The following is a 16,438-nucleotide window of genomic DNA, read 5'->3' as shown; positions in this document are numbered from 1 at the left end:
ACTAAACGGGAGCGAGATACACAAGGCATAGCTTCATGCTTTCGTCAGCGCCGTCGTCGTTTTTATATCGGTGATTGTTCCAATCAATCTCGAATTGATTCGATGTGCGTGCCGTACAGCAGTTTCTTATGGCTGCTCACCGCTCACCGCTCACGGCTCATAAGCATGCCGGCGAGGGTCATGGCGTTCTTGACGGCGTAACCGCTGACGTCGTTGTCAAAGTAGACGTAAGTCTCCCGCGCCCATCCCCTGATCTTGGCGGCCATCTTGCGCAGTTCTTCGTCAGTGTAACTGGATGAATAATCACTGCCGTGCATTCTCATATAAATGAAAGGAGCCGTAAGTGCCTCCTGGTAGGGGTATCTCCCTCCGCTCTCTGCTATGCACCAGGCTATGTTGTGATTCTCCAGCAGCGAAAAGAATTCGTCGCTCACAAACGAATTGTCGCGTGCCTCTACCGTGTACTTGTGCGAGAGGTTAAGAAGGCTGAAAAAATCATTCATACGAGCCCGGTCAAATTTCAGGGAAGGCGGGAGCTGGATGAGTATGACTCCCAGTTTACGCTTCAGCACACTTACATTCTCCATAAAACGGCGCATCGCCTCCTCATCAATATTCAGCCGCTTGATGTGCGTTATAAAACGGGACATTTTTACGGAGAAGAGGAAATGAAGAGGAACCGTGTCATACCATTTCTGAAAAGTAGATTGAGAAACCAGCCTGTAAAACGTGACATTGAGCTCAAGCGTCACGAGGTGCTGCGCGTAGAACTGCAGCCGCTCTTCAGCCTTCAATCCCTGCGGATAGAAGACGCCTTTCCAGTGGTTGTACTGCCATCCACTCGTCCCCACATGAAACGACGGCTTGGTCAAAAGTCCATCTGTCTTGTTGTGCTTCGGCCTGCCTCGCTCCGACGAAGTGCTATCCATTACGAATAAACAATAATCCCGCTGTGTAGTAAAAACAACCGTTAGTTCTGCATTGTGTTACAATGGAAAAGGTTTCGCTTCTTTACTGCGAGATGAAAAGAAGAAAGGAGAGATGAGATGGAAAAGATCGAAATATCCCCCGAGCGCATCTACTACCCCATGGGCTGTTCACTGGTAGGCGCAAACGTCGGTGACAAACCGAACTATCTTGCCGTGGCTTGGTTCACCATGGTCCACCCTAAACCGCCTTACGTGATGGTCACCATGAACAAAGTGCACTACACGAATGGAGGCATAAAACAGAATGGCACGTTCAGCGTCAACATACCTTCTGTGGACATGGCCGAGGTGACCGATTATTGCGGGATTGTTTCCGGAAGCAAATACGACAAGTCAAAGCTGTTCGAGACATTCTACGGCAAGCTCAAGAGCGCGCCTATGATCGGGGAGTGCCCGTTCAATGCGGAATGCAGACTTGTACGAACTGTTGAGCTGCCTGCGGAGGAACTCTTTATCGGGGAAATCATCGGAGTTTATACCGAGGAACGATACCTCACTAACGGCGTTCCTGACATGCGGAAGATAAACCCATTGATCCTGCAGATGCCCCACAAGATGTACTCGAGTTTGGGTGCAGATGTAGGGCCAGCCTGGGAAATGGGCAGAAAGCTCATCAAGTAGAACAGGGAATTACGGCCTTCCTTCAAGGCGCTGGAACCTGCTTTATACAACAAAGCCCCAAAGAAGGCTGGTAAAGAATCTGTGTTACTTCTTTACCCACTGCCCGTTGTCGTTCTGTATCCACCAGCCGGCGCGTGATTTTTCGCGCCAGCTGTTCGCGAAGATTTTCTGAATCTGCGGCAGCACCTCAGGCGGGTATTTGTTGGCCGACTGGATCTCCCTGTAGAGGTCTGTCCTGTCTTTGTTCATGCGATCAACCAGCTGTTTTACCTGTGCCTGCTCCTTCAGGTCGAGACCGGCCGTGTCGCGGACCTCAACCAGGCCGTTGCTGTTTTCGCCCACTGCAGCTTTTTCATAATAGGGCTTCAATTGCTGAAAATCGGTACGCATCGATTCTTTAAGAGCCCTTATGGCAGGAGTGGATACGTCGATATTCACCTGTGCATAAGCACTCCCGGGGACAAGGCACATGCGTGCGATCATTCGCAGGGACCCAAGGAGAGAACTGGAATCCCCAGGTTTGGCAGGGGCCGGAGGTTTTGTATCGCCCGTCACATCGCCGACGATCTTGTCTGCGGCTTTTTGCACTTCGGCCGCCGGAAAATAGATGTTTACCGTCACGCACGCGGCGAGCAACACAAGGCAGATAATACATACTCTTCGCACTTTCCTCATTCTTCCCTCCTCTTCAAGGCCGTTATCAGTAATCCGCGAGTTGCGGGTCGTGAAAGCATGATCTATTCTATCACTACCCAACCGTCTGCGAAACTTTTCCCTGCTTTTCCTTCGCACGAAAGATTCTTCCGATACGCTCCTCCATATCTGCAAAACTGCTACTGTTACCTGGATTCTGTATGATTACGTCAATGCCCCGGAGCCATCCCCGGCGCACGAGATATTCTTTGCCCCCCTCATGAATCTTCCCTCTGACAGAAAAAGTGTCATTTTCCAGATTGCATAGTATACCGATCCTGCTGTACGGATACTCCTTAAAGAACCTGTGGACACCGCTGTTGAGTACGGAGGAAATCGCGCCGGAACCTGTACCCAGCACCGAGATGTTCTCGACAGCAGTAACGCTTATCAATTGCGGCGCCTTCTTTGTCGGGTCCGACTCAATGTCCAGAAAGAATCGCGCGGGCTGACCATATTCCATGACGAAATTGGCAAGCGAACCCCGGATGATCCCCGTCATTTTGCCGAGCGCAACCTTTTGCGTTACCATCTCAAGATCTATATCGCGGAAGAAAAGATCGAAACCAATTTTCCTTGCCTGAGAGAAAAGGTTTTCCCCGAACAGGTTTGTAAGTTCCACGGAACCGCCGAAAACATCAGTACGCAGAGTGCCCCTTGTTACCCATTTCTCGCGCCGATACGTTATGCCGGAAAAATCGGCATTGACCGTGCCGGCTATTTCTGTGCCCGCCAGTTGTCTGGTCAGAAGTCCAAGATCAAGGCGCTCAAGGAGCATGGTCAACGAAAGGGTTGCCTGTTCCGAAAGAAGATTATCTGCTTCTAACCGTGGCACCCGAATATCGCCTCCGTAGAGCTTAACGTCTATGCCTTTAAGCAGCCTCAGGTTGTTCCGGGAAAGGATGAACGGGACATCCAGGTTCTCGATCAGGAGGCTTCCCTGTTGCAGTTTCCTGATGGTGAGCAGCGCTTCCCCACTTGGTCTTGATTCCACAGGGGCTGCAGACCAGGGATAAACAAGGTCAAAAGGTAACGAAAGCGAAAGACCGCTCACCGAGAAAAGATCACGAATGTTGAGGCTGGTATCGTTGACTTTCAGCATGCCCTGGAGAAACGTATGCCCTGCCTTCACTCGTGCCTCGACATCGAAGTCAGATCGGCCGGCAATCTCAAGGTTGGATATCATTGTCGGACTCTGACCTACATACTCCTTAAACAGTATTGAAAAGAGCCTGTCGTGAGCAAGGTTTTTTCCGCTCACCTTCAGAGAAGATTCCTCAGCAGCCATCTGCCCTGAGAACTCGTACTCGCCCGTCCCGAAGAGGTCGCAGCTGCCCGATCCGCTGAGAAACGGCACACTATCAGGATTGTAGCTGCCCTGCGAAGCGAATCTAATCGATTCACCTTTAAAGTTCTTGTAGTAGGTTCCCCACAAGAGTTCACCGTCGCCCGCGGCCATTGTAAGATCGAACGTTGTTTTCTTGTTTTCCGGACCCGAGCGGAGCTTCAGGGTCACGTTGCCTGTAATACTCTGGCCGGCTTTGGACGCGTCAGCCGACTTAAATCCTCCCTCCAGGAAGGTTAACTGTACGTCCGCCTTCCAGATACCGGCCGGTGAGCCTTCGCCTTTCATGTCCAGGGCACCTGTTCCCTGCACCGACCATGTGCGGTAATCCTCCGGCAGGAACGGTTTTGCCATCGAGTAAAGTTGCGTGAAGTTCACAGCGGGTGCTTCGAGTGAAGCATTCCAGGGCACATCTCCCTTGACCGATCCTCGATACGCAGCAGTGAAGGAACCTATGCCGGGCGCCTTGCCCCTGACTGATTCCAGTGCGATCTTTCCGGAATCAATTTCGTAGAGAACCCGCGCGTCAACAGCGTATCCCTCGACGCTCACCTTTCTCTCCTGGTCTGCCACGACGAGAGAAGCGACATTGACGCTCACAGGATCGAGAAGGATTCTTCCTGAGTCCAGTTCCAACGCTGATGAAAGGGAGAGGCCATGGAGCGATAGTGAGCCGAACGACGCGCTGTCAAGGAGCAGTGTGGCGGAACCTTTGACTCTCGCCTTGCCGAGGGGCCCTGCGGCGTCGATAGTTCCGCTGCACCGGCCTACGCCCGCCGGGCCTGAGTCTCCCGGTGAACTCACGTCGACTGCCGCCTCAAAACGTGCGCTGCCTCCGCTAGCTGTTGAAAAGTTCTTGACGTCTGCCCGGAGGCCCGTGAGTCTTACGTGTGTGGTGCCTGAAGAAACGTCTACTTCGCCATCTTCTATACTGAGGAGGCGGACGGGGGGGAGTTTCTCAAGCGCGGAGAGGTCGGTCTTCCCTCCTGCCGCGCCGAGGCGAAAGAAGAGCTTGGGCCGCTTAAGAACGAGCTTTTCGACTTCGGCGCTGATGACATTTTTCAGATTTCCTTTTATCTCAAGTTCAGCGAGGGACAATGAAAGGCCATTGGCAGTGAGAGGAACAAGCGAAAGGCCGGAAACCCTTCCTTGAAGACCGGGCGAAAGAGAGATGCTATCCACCCGCACGCGGTAGCCTATGAAAGGCGCCGCAAGAGCGGCCGCGCCGTTCACCATGTTGGCAGACTGCAGTGAAAGCCAGATCACCGCGACAAGCATCAGAAGAAAGAGAGGAAGGGCAAGGGCTACAAGCAGCGATTTTCTCTTCACGCGCGAGCCTCAACCTGGATCATCTTGAGTATAGTATCACAGAACCGCTGAAACGATAAGATCAGAAATGGAGGATCAGATGTCGAGGATGACGAAGGCTTCCCAACGGCCGTTTTTTTGGCGCAGACTGAATTGGTGCAGGGTTACAGCCTTGACGTCGACGTTGAGTGGATGCTTATTCGGGTCAATCCTTTCACCGTACAGCGTGCTTTTCACACCGAACCGGGAATCAGCCTTCACGATAGAGAGGCTGTCCACGCGGAGAAGCAGCTGGCGAGCATCTTTCAAAAAGATAAGCTCGTTAAGAAATCCGAAGAGCAGAAGATCAAGCTGCTCCCGTTCCACTTCTATGGTCAACTCAAGTTTCCGTCCTATTGCGGCGAGGTCAGCCACCATCACGTTCATGGTAGCATCTGCTGCAGAGACAAAGACTTCCTCCACGCTCGCGCCCCACGCCTCGAACGCAACGTCGGCGATGGCTGTGTCATCGCGATATTGGTATGGCACCCTTACTATCCTTTTATATTCCCGAGTGGCAGAAGACGTACTACCCGTTTGCTCAAGCCCGCACGTTCCGTGGCCTCAACAACCTCATCTATGTTCTTGTAAGCGATTCCTGCTTCCTCCGCAAGCCCGCTCCAGGAGGCTGTGCGTACATAGATGCCGCGTCCCTCCATCTCCTTCTGTAGCGACTGTCCCCGGATCATCTTCTTTGCCTGATGACGGCTCATGGTGCGGCCGCTCCCGTGCGCCGTGGTGTAAAAAGCGTCTGCGCCGCTTTTCACGCCGGCGAGTAGATAGGAGCCTGTCTCCATGCTGCCACCGATGATGACCGGTTGTCCTGTGCTCTTGTAGCGATCCGGCAGACCATCCATGCCGGGCCCGAATGCCCTTGTAGCTCCCTTCCGGTGGATCAGCACCTCCCGCTTTTTTCCGTCGATCTCATGCTGTTCAAGTTTTGCCGTGTTGTGCGCCACATCGTATATCATGTGCATGGCCAGTTCTCTGGGGTCCTTGTGGAATATGTCTGAGAAGACTTCCCGGAGCCGGTGCAGAATCACCTGCCGATTTGCGAACGCCATGTTGATTGCACATGTCATTGCCGCGAAGTAGTCCTGGCCTTCGCTTGAGCGGAACGGCGCGCAGGAAAGCTCTCTGTCGTTCACTTTGATACCGTACTTTCTCTCCATCACGCTCAGGAAAAGCTCCAGGTAATCGGTTGCGACCTGGTGCCCGAAACCTCTGCTCCCGCAATGAAACATGATGGCGATCTGGTTCGGCAGCGTAAAACCGAATGCCTTCGCTGTCGCTTCATCAAAAATGTTTTCAGGCTTCGCCACCTGCAGTTCGCAATAATGATTTCCACTGCCGAGGGTGCCGATCTGGTCGAATCCGCGCTCTATTGCCTTGCGGCTGACCTTCGACGCATCCGCACCCCTGAAACATCCACCCTCTTCGGTATTCTCAAGATCCTCAGGCCATGCATAGCCCTCCCGAAGACACCAGCGGGAACCTTCTTCGGCAACCGTCTTGAATTCGTCTTTCGACAGCTTGATGAAACCTGTGGAACCGACACCCGCCGGGACCTTACGGAAAAGAGCATCCACCAGCTCGCGAAGGTGCGGCCTTACTTCTTCAAGCGTAAGGTTGGTGAGTACCAGTCTCATGCCGCAGTTGATATCAAAGCCGATGCCGCCCGGAGAAATAACCCCCGTCTCCGGGTCCATCGCTGCCATGCCTCCAATGGGAAAGCCGTATCCCCAGTGGCCATCCGGCATGCAGTATGCGTACTTGAGAATGCCCGGGAGACACGCCACATTCGACAATTGCTCAAAGACGCCGGCGTCCAACTCTTTCATCAGCTTATCCGAACCGTAAATCCGACCCGGAACGCGCATGCCATCCTTATACGTGACGGGAATTTCCCATATCGTATCAGATATGCGCCTGACATCTTCAGGAACAGGCATGAAGACTCACCCCCTTTTGACTCTAGTTTAAGGCTGAAATGGTTCGAATACAATTTCGGGAGAAGCAGTGCGACGGTTATGGCTGCGCAAGGCTCACTCGGGCTCAGCTCTTCATTTTTCTGAGCTATCTCCCAGAGCTGCTCTGCCTTTTTCCGTTAACCAGCAGCCGTCATAGACGTCGCCTGCGACCGTTCCACCATACCCCTTCTCAACCAGACCCATGCGGCAGAGCGCTTCGAGCGTTGCCCTGTCAGCCTTAGTGCGGCAGACCTTTTCGATGAACGTGGCGCGTTTATACGCACCTCCAGTAAACTGGTTGTCCAGGATTTTTTGAAGCATCTCTCTTTCTTCCGGCGTGATTTCCATGTCAAGAACTTGCTATGGCAATAACTGGACAGCCCTCAGCTCACATGGTGAAGCGCCATTTGCAAAACATGTCCTGGGGATGGTCCGGAGGAGCAAACAGGCACGCAACCTTGATGCCCGGATCGATCTGGTGGGCAAAGGACTCAAATTCTCCCTTGTGCATGTCCCTGCAGAAGAACTCTTGAAGTCCTCGCCGGAGCCGTGCCTGTTGAGTGGGACATTCAGGCACTGAAATGATGACTTCGTCGGGTCTTTCCTCGATCTCGTACCCGACGAGTATTGTCCACGTAAAATATCTGATTGCCTTCGCGAACCCCTTCAAGCCCTTCTCCTCGATGTTGAAGCGCTGCGCGAGATCTTTGGCAGCCATCCCTGCAACTTTCGACCAGACCTTTTCGTTGAGCCTTTCTGCGGACGGTTGATCAAAACGTTCTGCAACATAAAGGAACCAGAACGCATCGATTACCCGGTAGTGCCAGAGCAGAAACTCCAGGTAGCTTCTCAACTCAGATGCTTCCATCCTTTCCAGAATCCCTATATCCATAGCCTCCTCCTCTTGCAACGTTATGCGATCTCGCCCGCTATGTCAACTTCTCGCGATCCTTTATGCACGTTTAATTATTGTCTCAGACGTTGCTCCGTGTAAATGAGAAATTTTGAGCGAATCTCAGTTAGGCAAACCATGAACCCTTATGTTTATCTTCTTTCGTGCTTATTTTTCTGGTAGAATGGCTACAGGCTCTCTGCTGCAAGAAAACGTAAAGGAGGTCCTTATGCGCAATAAGCTTCTGGTTCCAATTCTTTTTTTGCTGCTTGGTTTTCTGCTTGTGCTCCCCCGGGACGGGCAGGCAGCGGCGAAGACCGAGCTGATCGGCAAGACCACTATAGGCTGGTTTCTGGCCTCCACGGAGGATCGCCTCATCAATTATGGTCCCGAGTATTACGAAAAATATTACCTGATCATGACCTTTTTCCCGGCGGCGTTTACCCCGGTCTGAACGGGAGAGATGCAGGGCCACATGCGGAATCTCTCCGCATACCAGGCCCTCAACGCCCGGGTCGTGGGCGTCAGTCGTGATGATGTTATTACTTTGAAATACTGGGCCAAGCATCTGCGCATTACCTTCCCTCTCCTCTCCAATATCAGCGGCTATGCCGGTGACTACTTCGGGGCTGTGAAACCCGGCCAGTATGTGTTCGAAAGACTCACGATTATCGTCGATAAGAAGGGCATTGTGCGGTACATGAGAGACGGGTCTCCCAATTATGAAGAAATTCTTACCTTTCTCAAGAAACTAAACGACGAGGAGATGAAAAAATAAACGTCATAGGCGCTTTGCAGCGCCTGTTACGGGTTGCGAGCTTTAGACCCCCTACGAAGATGCAGGTGGATTTCTTTGCCGTTTTTAACCCTAACTGGAAACTCGTAACAATCTTCTCCGTCACTCGTGTTTCTCTCCAGACGGCCATCCCACACAGCCAAGATAGATGACTGTTTCGCTGACGCCGTCGATCTCTATCATCTGATTTATATCGTCATCAAGAAAAGCGCCGATCGTGCACGCCCCCAGTCCCAACGCTTCAGCTGCCAGGTAAAGATTCTGTCCTATGTGCCCCGCATCGATATAAATGTAGCGATAGGCTCTCTCCCTATACTTCCATGTGCTCCGTTCCATCACGGCAGACCAGATGAAGGTAACCTGTGCATCGCTGACCAGTTGCTGTCCCAATGCTGCCCTTGCCAAACTTTTCCCGAAATTGCCCTTCTTCAGCAACTCCAGGTCAGCTTCCAGAGGCCTGAAATGATAGATGCCCGGCTCAAGTCCTTCAACGGCTCTCACTGATAGATACGTCTCCACTGGATAGAGCCCGCCCGCCGAGGGCGCAGTTCTGAAGTACATCTTTCCCTGGCGAGCGGTGAGCCCCTGGGTTGCCCAGAGCAGCGCCGAGAGAAGTCCCTTCGTAATAGTCTGCTCCACTCTGTAAGCCCTTCTTGACCTTCGTTTCTGCAAGAGCTGCCAGAGCGTCGTCTCCCCCTTTACCTCGGGCTTCGGGAGAGTGATCCGTGCGAGAGGAGCCTCATAACTCTTGTACGTATCCGGAAATTTGCTCCAGTCAAGGGTATGGCCGCGCAGCCTCTCCGGCGTGTATTTTGTTTTTTCCTGGAAAAAGGCGCCCACACTCTCCATCGACTGATCTCTTTTCTGCTCCATGCCACTCTCCACTCAAATGTCATTCCCGCTACCAGCGGACCTGTATTTTGCGTGCTGATCTTACAAGAAAATATAATACACCTCTCCCCGGGTGAATCTTTACTTTTGGGTTCTCTCTGCCACCGTAAGGATGAGGCTCAGAGTTCAGTAACAGATAATTTATTTTATTCAGTATTTTTCAAATCGACCGATAATACTATTTGACGCTGGCAGGCGATTACACAAAGCATATCGAATCGCCTCCCATGGCAGCGTTTTCGTTGGTGGTGACGGATCGCTTAAGCCCCGGTACCACGTCGCGAGGCTTAAGCAGAAGTACGCAAGACCCTTGCATGGAGGTCAGCTATGAAATGTCCGTTCGGTCCGGGTGAGTGCCTGGGTCGGGAATGTCCTGGATGGTCCCTGGGCAGATGCTTTATTGAGCTACTTGTCCGAAAAATGGACAACATTTCTCTAAAACTGGACACGCTCTGCAATCTTACCTCGTTGACAGCAATGTCACGCGTACCAACTGTCACGGAGCAGCCCGAGACGGTCCAGCGTGAAGAAGCACACTCTGACAACGGACCAATAAAGAAAGAGGCGGAAGAGGCCGGCAACCAGCACCAGCCAAAATTCTGGAATATCCCCGCTATAGCTTTCAAGAACAAGAAACGGGCAACGCATCCACCTGAAGAGAAGACGCCTCAGGAATCTTCCGACATTACCCATGGTCTCGAAATGGCAACAGAGGGCTTTGCCAGGGAGCACACAGCGGCGGCAGCCGAACAGCCGTTGCAGCAGGATATCGCGCCTGTAATTCCAGACCTCAAGGCGACCGGTGAAGGGCAAGATGGCGTTAATGGTCATAAGGGGGCTCGTGATGATGAGCCGCTCCCCGAATTCCCGGCAAAAGTATCTGAAATCGTGTTCAAAGATGAGACTGAGGCTCACCTCGCCGCTGCTCTGGCAGCCGCGCAAAGCATCACACCACAGGAACTCACCCTTGAACTCACGCCCGTCGAAGAACTCACACCTGAGCCAAGCGAAGGTCTGGAAGTCGACGAGCGGGCCCTCTTGATGTCTCCGCCGGTGAACGGGTCCGGTACCATCGATGTTACGGTGGATGGACTGATGCAGGAACTTGAATACGATGAAGTGGATCAAGCAGTGTCCCAGCAGGAGGGAGATTCTCTTACAGAGGCTTTAACGACTCCCGAAGAGCAACGGGTTCTATTCAAACACGAGCAACCTGTCGAGGATGAAGCCGCACCCCCAGTACATAATGAAGAACTGGCAACGGAGAAAGTCATAGACGATATCACGAGTAGCGATGTCGCACCCGATGAAACGTGCGCCGGAGATGAGGAAAAACACTCTGGTGCGCTTCCAGTGCAGGACCTCATGTCTCAAGCCGGCCCTCATGCGGTCGAGTCGGTGGCGACTCAAATTACAGAGCCCACAAAGCGGCAGGATAGTGAGACGGAACAAGCCGTTGTACGCCCACCCGAGACGGCGCCTGATCTCGCACCGACAGAGCAGGCTGAGACCTCATCCAAAACTGCAGGGGTTCCTGAACAGGAAGAGGCGCTGGAGCCCAAGGGTGAAGTAATGCCATCAGATGAAGTGCGTGCTGAAGATGCGCCTTCAGAGCTGGTCCCGCGGGATTCGGCCCCTGTCGATGAATCCGAGCCTGCAGAGGCCTTGGATTTTCCTGAAGGAGAACTTGTCACGACGGACCAAGAGGTTGCACTTCCGGAGGAACCTCTTCCCTGGGAACCGATAGGACAGGTTGCAGCCAACGGACAAACGTTTCTGGGTATAGACTTCGGAGCGGCTTTCAGTAAAGTTGCGCTGAAAATCGGTGAGACCATACCTGCTACCCCGATTCCTCTGGCGCTGATGGCATACGAAGTTCTGCACAAGGCCGACCTCGTGCGACACTTCGAAAGTCCAAACGAGTACGCCGAAGAATCGTTGATCTATTTTGATCAGAACGAATTCGTCTACTGTGGAACGCTAGCAAAGAAACTTTCGCTGGAGGCAGCGGAAGCGGGACAACCCAGGCCTGCCATACAGAGCCTGAAAACCTTTCTCATGCGCGGGGGAGCAAATCTTCAAATACACAGCGATTTCTTTCCTGCTTCGGAAAGCCTCGATTCACAGAGTGTCCTGGCGATCTACCTTGCCTACTTGCTGCGCCTCACGCGTCATTATCTCAGCAAACAGACAGGAAAGAACGCGGTGGATATGGATGCAACAATCCGGAATTTCTCGATACCGACGTGGATCGAAGAGAGGTACCGGGAAGATGTTAAACGCCTGTTCAGAGGCGCTGCCGCGTACGCATATTGCCTGGAGCGATGGCTGAAAGACGATCTTGTAAGGGGTGCACGGCTGCCCGACGTCCGCAAAGCGCTGCACGAGGCGCGCGAGCACAAGAGCAAGATAGAGGAGGCACTTGTAGGTTCAATAATGACAGAGTCGGCGGCAGCCGGGCATGCACGCCTTGCCGGCCTGCCCTACGAGAAGGCGCGGCCTTCGATGCTGCTCGCCATCAACATCGGGGCTGGTTTCACCGACTTCGCTCTCCTTAGTGTTGCGTATGACGAAGGGAGAGATTCGAAAGCGGCAGCCCACGTGGTCTACAGGGGAGGAGTAGGTACAGGTGTGGGCGTATGGGACAACGCCCTTAAAACCCTTCTCTTCAATCGTGTCCGGGAGGTCCCATCCACCCGCAGGAAAGTGAACGAGTTCAGGCTTTTCAAGGCAAGGCTCGAGCTACAGGCCAGAGAGATCAAGGAAAACATCATGACGTCAGATGAGGGGATCCCCCTCGATGTGTCACCCATGCTTCCGGAGCCTATTCTTGTGGAAAGGTCGGAACTGGAGAGTTCACTTCCCGTCAAAGCAGCGTTGTTTGGTATCAGGGATGGCCTCAGAGTTTTTGTAAGGGAAGCAATTAAAGCTGTCGGCATGCATCGTTTCGACCCGGCCTTCACCGAAATCATCGTGACTGGAGGAGGCGCTTTTCTCCCATCGGTAGTCGACTGTATTCGAGAAGCAGTGGCTACCCTCGGACCTGCGTATCCGCCGAAAGTAAAAGCTGATTATGTTTCGCCGATCTACACTTCTCTTCCGAACATAGAGCAGTTCTACCCTGCTCTTGTGGTTTCTCTGGGTTCCGCCGAAAAGGAAATTCCTGAAGAGGAGGCTACGGGTAGAGCCGCTGCGGCACAGGCGCCAAATACCCCAGTCACGCGGGCTGTTTCGTCCACGCAGACGCGAGTTTCAAGCCCGGGTCCGACACACGAGGTGAAGATACCCACAAAGCGGGCAAACAGGTTCAGGCTGAGTTGAAATCCTGAAAAATAGATTTCCACGGGCAAGCTCTTGGACTCTTGCACCACGCGTCGTCCGTGGAAATCTATCTAGCGAGCACGGCGACCGGGTACCCGCGTGCGGGTGTCCCAAGGGTAGATAGAGGTGTCAAAGTTGAAACACCGGTGGCGGTTCGCTGACAGGCAACCAGTTCCATGTCAGACCACGGCCCCAGCGTTATTCCGCTAAAAATTAGCCATCAAGATTGATCGGTCTGAATTCCTCCAGTATGCTGACCAGACTGACGTATTTCCTTTCTTCACTGGACATCTGGCTGATATACCGCTCCAGTCTGCTTTTCTTACCCTGACTATCCAGCTCATGTAATATCTTGTTGGCAACCCTGTCGTTCTGCTGATGTGCGCCTAACGTAATTCCCAGCAACTCAGCTCCTACCTCCTCCAGGGATTTCATGTTCGGATTTTTTTGTGTTGCCCTTTTCCATTCTTGCACTTTCTGTTTGAGAAACGGTTTGAGATCAATCTTCTCCATTACAGGTCTCCTCCAGTGCAGTATCGTGAACGTTCGGAAGTCACATCAAGAGTTCAAATGGTTTTGCCGCTGAATACTTCGATGCGGGAGGCTGCAATTGTTGTACCTCGTGCACATGTGACTTCTGCCTGAAAGCGAAGTATCTGAGGCTAAGGTTCCGTGAACTTTGCTACGACTAATCGTCTGTACATATTGACAACCAAAAAACGTCAGACTAGAATGTGCAGCGGCAGGAATTGTCGGCTGTTGCTTATACACTGATCAGAGAGGAAGGATTTTACGCACTATGAGTGATATCAAACGGATGCTTGACCCAAGGACGATAGCGCTCGTGGGTGCCAGCGAGCGTGAGTACTCGACGGGCAATACCCTGCTGCAGAATCTGATCGCGGCTAATGACAGCGAAAGACTTCTCTTTCCTGTTAACCCCAACAGGAAGAAGATCCTGGATCTGGAATGCTTTCCGAATATAGCCGCGATACCCAGGTCCATCGACCTTGCCGTGATTGTAACTCCTGCGCCCACAGTTCCGGCAATAGTGGAAGAATGCGGCAACGCAGACGTAGGAGGCGTGCTGATCGTTTCGGGAGGTTTTGGAGAAGCAGGTCCCGAAGGAGAGAAACTGGAAAAAGAGATAACAGAGATCGCGAGGAGGCATGCGCTGCGCGTACTTGGGCCGAATAGCCTCGGTCTCTTGAGACCGCACATAGGTTTGAATGCAACACCGCTTAAGCGCATACCTGATAAAGGCAACATCGCTTTTATTTCGCAGAGTGGCGCCTTTGGCAGAGCCTTACTTTACTGGGGCATGGATGTACACATAGGTTTCAGCATGTTTGCCTCGTTGGGTTCGATGATCGACGTTGATTTTGGAGAACTTATTGACTTCCTCGGGTATGATCCGCACACGCGCAGCATAATGCTTTACATCGAAGAAGAGATCGGCAATGTAAAGAAATTTGTGAGCGCTGCCAGAGGGTTTGCGCGCAATAAAGTAATCGTTGTTCTCAAGCCTTCCCGACCAAACGGCGGTGGCTACCAGGCTCTGTCGCACACGGGTCAGATGGCCACCCACGAAAGAGTCTACGACGCGGTATTCAAGAGGGTCGGGGTTGTAAGGGTCAAGTCTGCCGCTGACCTCTTTAACACTGCAGCAGTCCTTGACGCCAAGCACCTGCCCAAGGGGCCCAAGCTCATGATCATCACGAATGCGGCTGGCGTCGGGGTCATGGCCACCAATACATTGAATGATATCGGGGGAAGGCTCGCCGTGTGCTCCAAAGAAAACGAGGGCAAGTTCAAGGTCAGCCTGCCTCCGTTCTGGAAGCCCGGCAACCCCATTGATGTTCTGAGGGATGCGGACGTCGAAAGGTACGAGAATGTCATCAGGATATGCCTTGAAGACCCGAACGTTGATGGTGTGCTGGTAATTTTTACTGCCCAAGGCAGTGCAGAGCCCGGCGAACTGGCCCACGCAGTTGTGCGGCTCGCCCATCAAGCCTGGAAGCCGATAATCACGAGCTGGGTCGGGGGAGGAGACGTGCAGGAGGCGCGACGAGTTTTCGTCGAGAACAACGTTCCCACGTATGCTACGCCGGAAGAGGCGGTGCGAACCTACTTTTACATGTACAGCTACGAGCGGAACCTGGAACTCATGCATGAGACTCCGTCAGATCTCTCGGTCGACCAATCGCCTCCTAAGAACAATTTAAAAACACTCATCCGAAGGATTGCGGCAAGCGGGAGAACCGTGCTCACAGAAGAAGAATCGAAGCGATTTCTGATCAATTACGGCATTCCTACAATCAAAACCTACGTGGCCCACTCGCCCGAGCAGGCTGTGAGTGCAGCGAGAACGTTAGGTTATCCATTGGTCATCAAGATTGCCTCTCCGGATATCACCTACAAGAGCGACGTGGGCGGCGTGATTACCGGCATCACGTCAGATGAAGAACTGCGAGCCGATTATGACCGGTTGCTCAAACGAGTAGAGGAGAATTCCCCTGGCGCTCAAGTTGCGGGTATTACCGTACAAAAGATGGTTGAGAAGATAGATTACGAAGTGATTCTCGGTGCCAAGAAAGATGAAGATTTCGGTTCCGTGATACTGTTCGGCATGGGCGGTACTAGCGTGCAGATTTTTCAGGATTTTGCGCTGGCGTTGCCGCCTCTGAATCAGACTCTGGCGCGCAGACTGATGGAAGAGACAAAGGCCTACAGGCTGTTGAAAGGATATCGGGGAAAACAACCGGCTGATCTCAAGAAGCTGGAGCAGATAATCGTCAGCTTCTCCAACCTTATTACGGATTTTCCTGAGATAGCAGAAGTGGATATTAATCCGATAGCGGTGACCGACGGTGCAACCTATGCGTTAGATGCGCGCATCGTTATAGATAAGAACTGCATGAGCTACACCTCACCCTATCCGCACCTGATCATTACCCCATATCCTACGCGATACATCATGTCCTGGCGAATGCCGGACGGAACCGAGGTACTGCTTCGGCCAATACGGCCGGAAGATGAACCCATGGAGCATGAGATGCTGATGAGCCTGTCTGAGAAGACCATGCGTGAGAGGTTCTTCCAGGCAATCAAGCACATCACGCATGAGATGCACATCCGTTTCTGCAACATAGATTACGACAGGGAGATGGCGATCGTTGCGGAGCTCCGTGAAGGCGAAAAGAGAAGAATCATCGGAATAGGGCGATTGATCATCGAACCTGACGGCAAAAGCGGCGAATTCGCAGTGGTAGTGCAGGATGACTTCCATGGTAAGGGCCTTGGGTATAAGCTTGTGGACATGATAATCGGCATCGCCCAGGAAAGAGGGCTCCACGAGGTTTATGCGCTGGTGCAATCAGACAACACGAGGATGCTCAATGTGTGCAGGAAACTGGGGTGTTCCGTTGAACAATTGCCGGAGAAGTTGAGTAGGGTGAGCCTTCAGCTGACCTGAAAGAACCAATTTACCTTCAAGCGTATACCTTCGTTGCCCTTCGGCCCGTACCTGCTCGACGTACCACAAGGTATGCATGCGCTCCTCGCGGCTTGAGC

14 protein-coding genes are annotated in these 16,438 nt (G+C 52.7%); 5 read left to right on the top strand and 9 right to left on the bottom strand.

Features of this window, described 5'->3' with window-relative positions; genetic code table 11:
* Positions 1-143: 143 nt before the first annotated feature.
* Positions 144-929, bottom strand: a complete 786-nt coding sequence (locus VMT71_12140; protein ID HVN24714.1) for a DUF72 domain-containing protein — start codon at positions 927-929, stop codon at positions 144-146.
* A gap of 117 nt (positions 930-1,046) precedes the next feature.
* Here VMT71_12140 and VMT71_12135 point away from each other — a divergent pair, with 117 nt between their 5' ends.
* The gene (locus VMT71_12135; GenBank protein HVN24713.1) at positions 1,047-1,610 is read left to right on the top strand and encodes a flavin reductase family protein; all 564 of its coding nucleotides are present in this window, start codon (positions 1,047-1,049) and stop codon (positions 1,608-1,610) included.
* 84 nt (positions 1,611-1,694) lie between these two features.
* Here the strand turns inward: VMT71_12135 and VMT71_12130 are convergent, their stop codons facing one another.
* The 6 genes from VMT71_12130 to VMT71_12105 all read right to left on the bottom strand — a co-directional run bounded on the left by VMT71_12130 (position 1,695) and on the right by VMT71_12105 (position 7,857).
* Positions 1,695-2,285, bottom strand: coding sequence for a YdbL family protein (locus VMT71_12130; protein ID HVN24712.1), 591 nt, complete (start codon positions 2,283-2,285; stop codon positions 1,695-1,697).
* Between the two features lie 73 nt (positions 2,286-2,358).
* The gene (locus tag VMT71_12125) at positions 2,359-4,977 is read right to left on the bottom strand and encodes a hypothetical protein (GenBank protein ID HVN24711.1); all 2,619 of its coding nucleotides are present in this window, start codon (positions 4,975-4,977) and stop codon (positions 2,359-2,361) included.
* A 75-nt stretch (positions 4,978-5,052) separates the two neighbouring features.
* Positions 5,053-5,484, bottom strand: a complete 432-nt coding sequence (locus VMT71_12120) for an archease (GenBank protein ID HVN24710.1) — start codon at positions 5,482-5,484, stop codon at positions 5,053-5,055.
* A 5-nt stretch (positions 5,485-5,489) separates the two neighbouring features.
* Positions 5,490-6,947 (bottom strand): RtcB family protein, encoded by a 1,458-nt coding sequence (locus VMT71_12115; protein ID HVN24709.1) that lies wholly within the window; start codon positions 6,945-6,947, stop codon positions 5,490-5,492.
* A gap of 111 nt (positions 6,948-7,058) precedes the next feature.
* A complete protein-coding gene (locus VMT71_12110) occupies positions 7,059-7,313 on the bottom strand; it encodes a hypothetical protein (GenBank protein ID HVN24708.1) in 255 nt (84 codons plus the stop codon).
* 40 nt (positions 7,314-7,353) lie between these two features.
* Positions 7,354-7,857: a DUF6125 family protein gene (locus tag VMT71_12105; GenBank protein HVN24707.1), complete on the bottom strand. Its 504-nt coding sequence runs from the start codon at positions 7,855-7,857 to the stop codon at positions 7,354-7,356.
* A 229-nt stretch (positions 7,858-8,086) separates the two neighbouring features.
* On the opposite strand from VMT71_12105, the gene VMT71_12100 reads away from it, so the two are divergent.
* Both VMT71_12100 and VMT71_12095 read left to right on the top strand, forming a co-directional pair.
* Positions 8,087-8,311, top strand: a complete 225-nt coding sequence (locus VMT71_12100; GenBank protein ID HVN24706.1) for a hypothetical protein — start codon at positions 8,087-8,089, stop codon at positions 8,309-8,311.
* A 9-nt stretch (positions 8,312-8,320) separates the two neighbouring features.
* Complete coding sequence (locus VMT71_12095; protein ID HVN24705.1) at positions 8,321-8,635, top strand: redoxin domain-containing protein; 315 nt, start codon at positions 8,321-8,323, stop codon at positions 8,633-8,635.
* 120 nt (positions 8,636-8,755) lie between these two features.
* Here VMT71_12095 and VMT71_12090 read toward each other — a convergent pair whose 3' ends face one another.
* Positions 8,756-9,526 carry a SagB/ThcOx family dehydrogenase gene (locus VMT71_12090; protein HVN24704.1) on the bottom strand — a complete coding sequence of 257 codons (771 nt, stop codon included), beginning with the start codon at positions 9,524-9,526 and terminating at the stop codon, positions 8,756-8,758.
* Positions 9,527-9,871: 345 nt separating this feature from the next.
* Here VMT71_12090 and VMT71_12085 point away from each other — a divergent pair, with 345 nt between their 5' ends.
* Positions 9,872-12,865, top strand: a complete 2,994-nt coding sequence (locus tag VMT71_12085) for a hypothetical protein (protein ID HVN24703.1) — start codon at positions 9,872-9,874, stop codon at positions 12,863-12,865.
* 213 nt (positions 12,866-13,078) lie between these two features.
* On the opposite strand, the gene VMT71_12080 is transcribed toward VMT71_12085, so the two are convergent.
* Positions 13,079-13,378 carry a hypothetical protein gene (locus VMT71_12080; GenBank protein HVN24702.1) on the bottom strand — a complete coding sequence of 100 codons (300 nt, stop codon included), beginning with the start codon at positions 13,376-13,378 and terminating at the stop codon, positions 13,079-13,081.
* A 286-nt stretch (positions 13,379-13,664) separates the two neighbouring features.
* Between VMT71_12080 and VMT71_12075 the strand changes: the two genes are divergently transcribed.
* Positions 13,665-16,340, top strand: coding sequence for a bifunctional acetate--CoA ligase family protein/GNAT family N-acetyltransferase (locus VMT71_12075; GenBank protein ID HVN24701.1), 2,676 nt, complete (start codon positions 13,665-13,667; stop codon positions 16,338-16,340).
* Positions 16,341-16,438 lie beyond the last annotated feature (98 nt).

The organism is Syntrophorhabdales bacterium (genome assembly GCA_035541455.1).
Taxonomy (GTDB): Bacteria; Desulfobacterota; Syntrophorhabdia; order Syntrophorhabdales; family WCHB1-27; genus JADGQN01.
The sequence above is the reverse complement of the archived record's forward strand: the minus strand, read 5'-3'. Positions and strand labels throughout refer to the sequence as shown.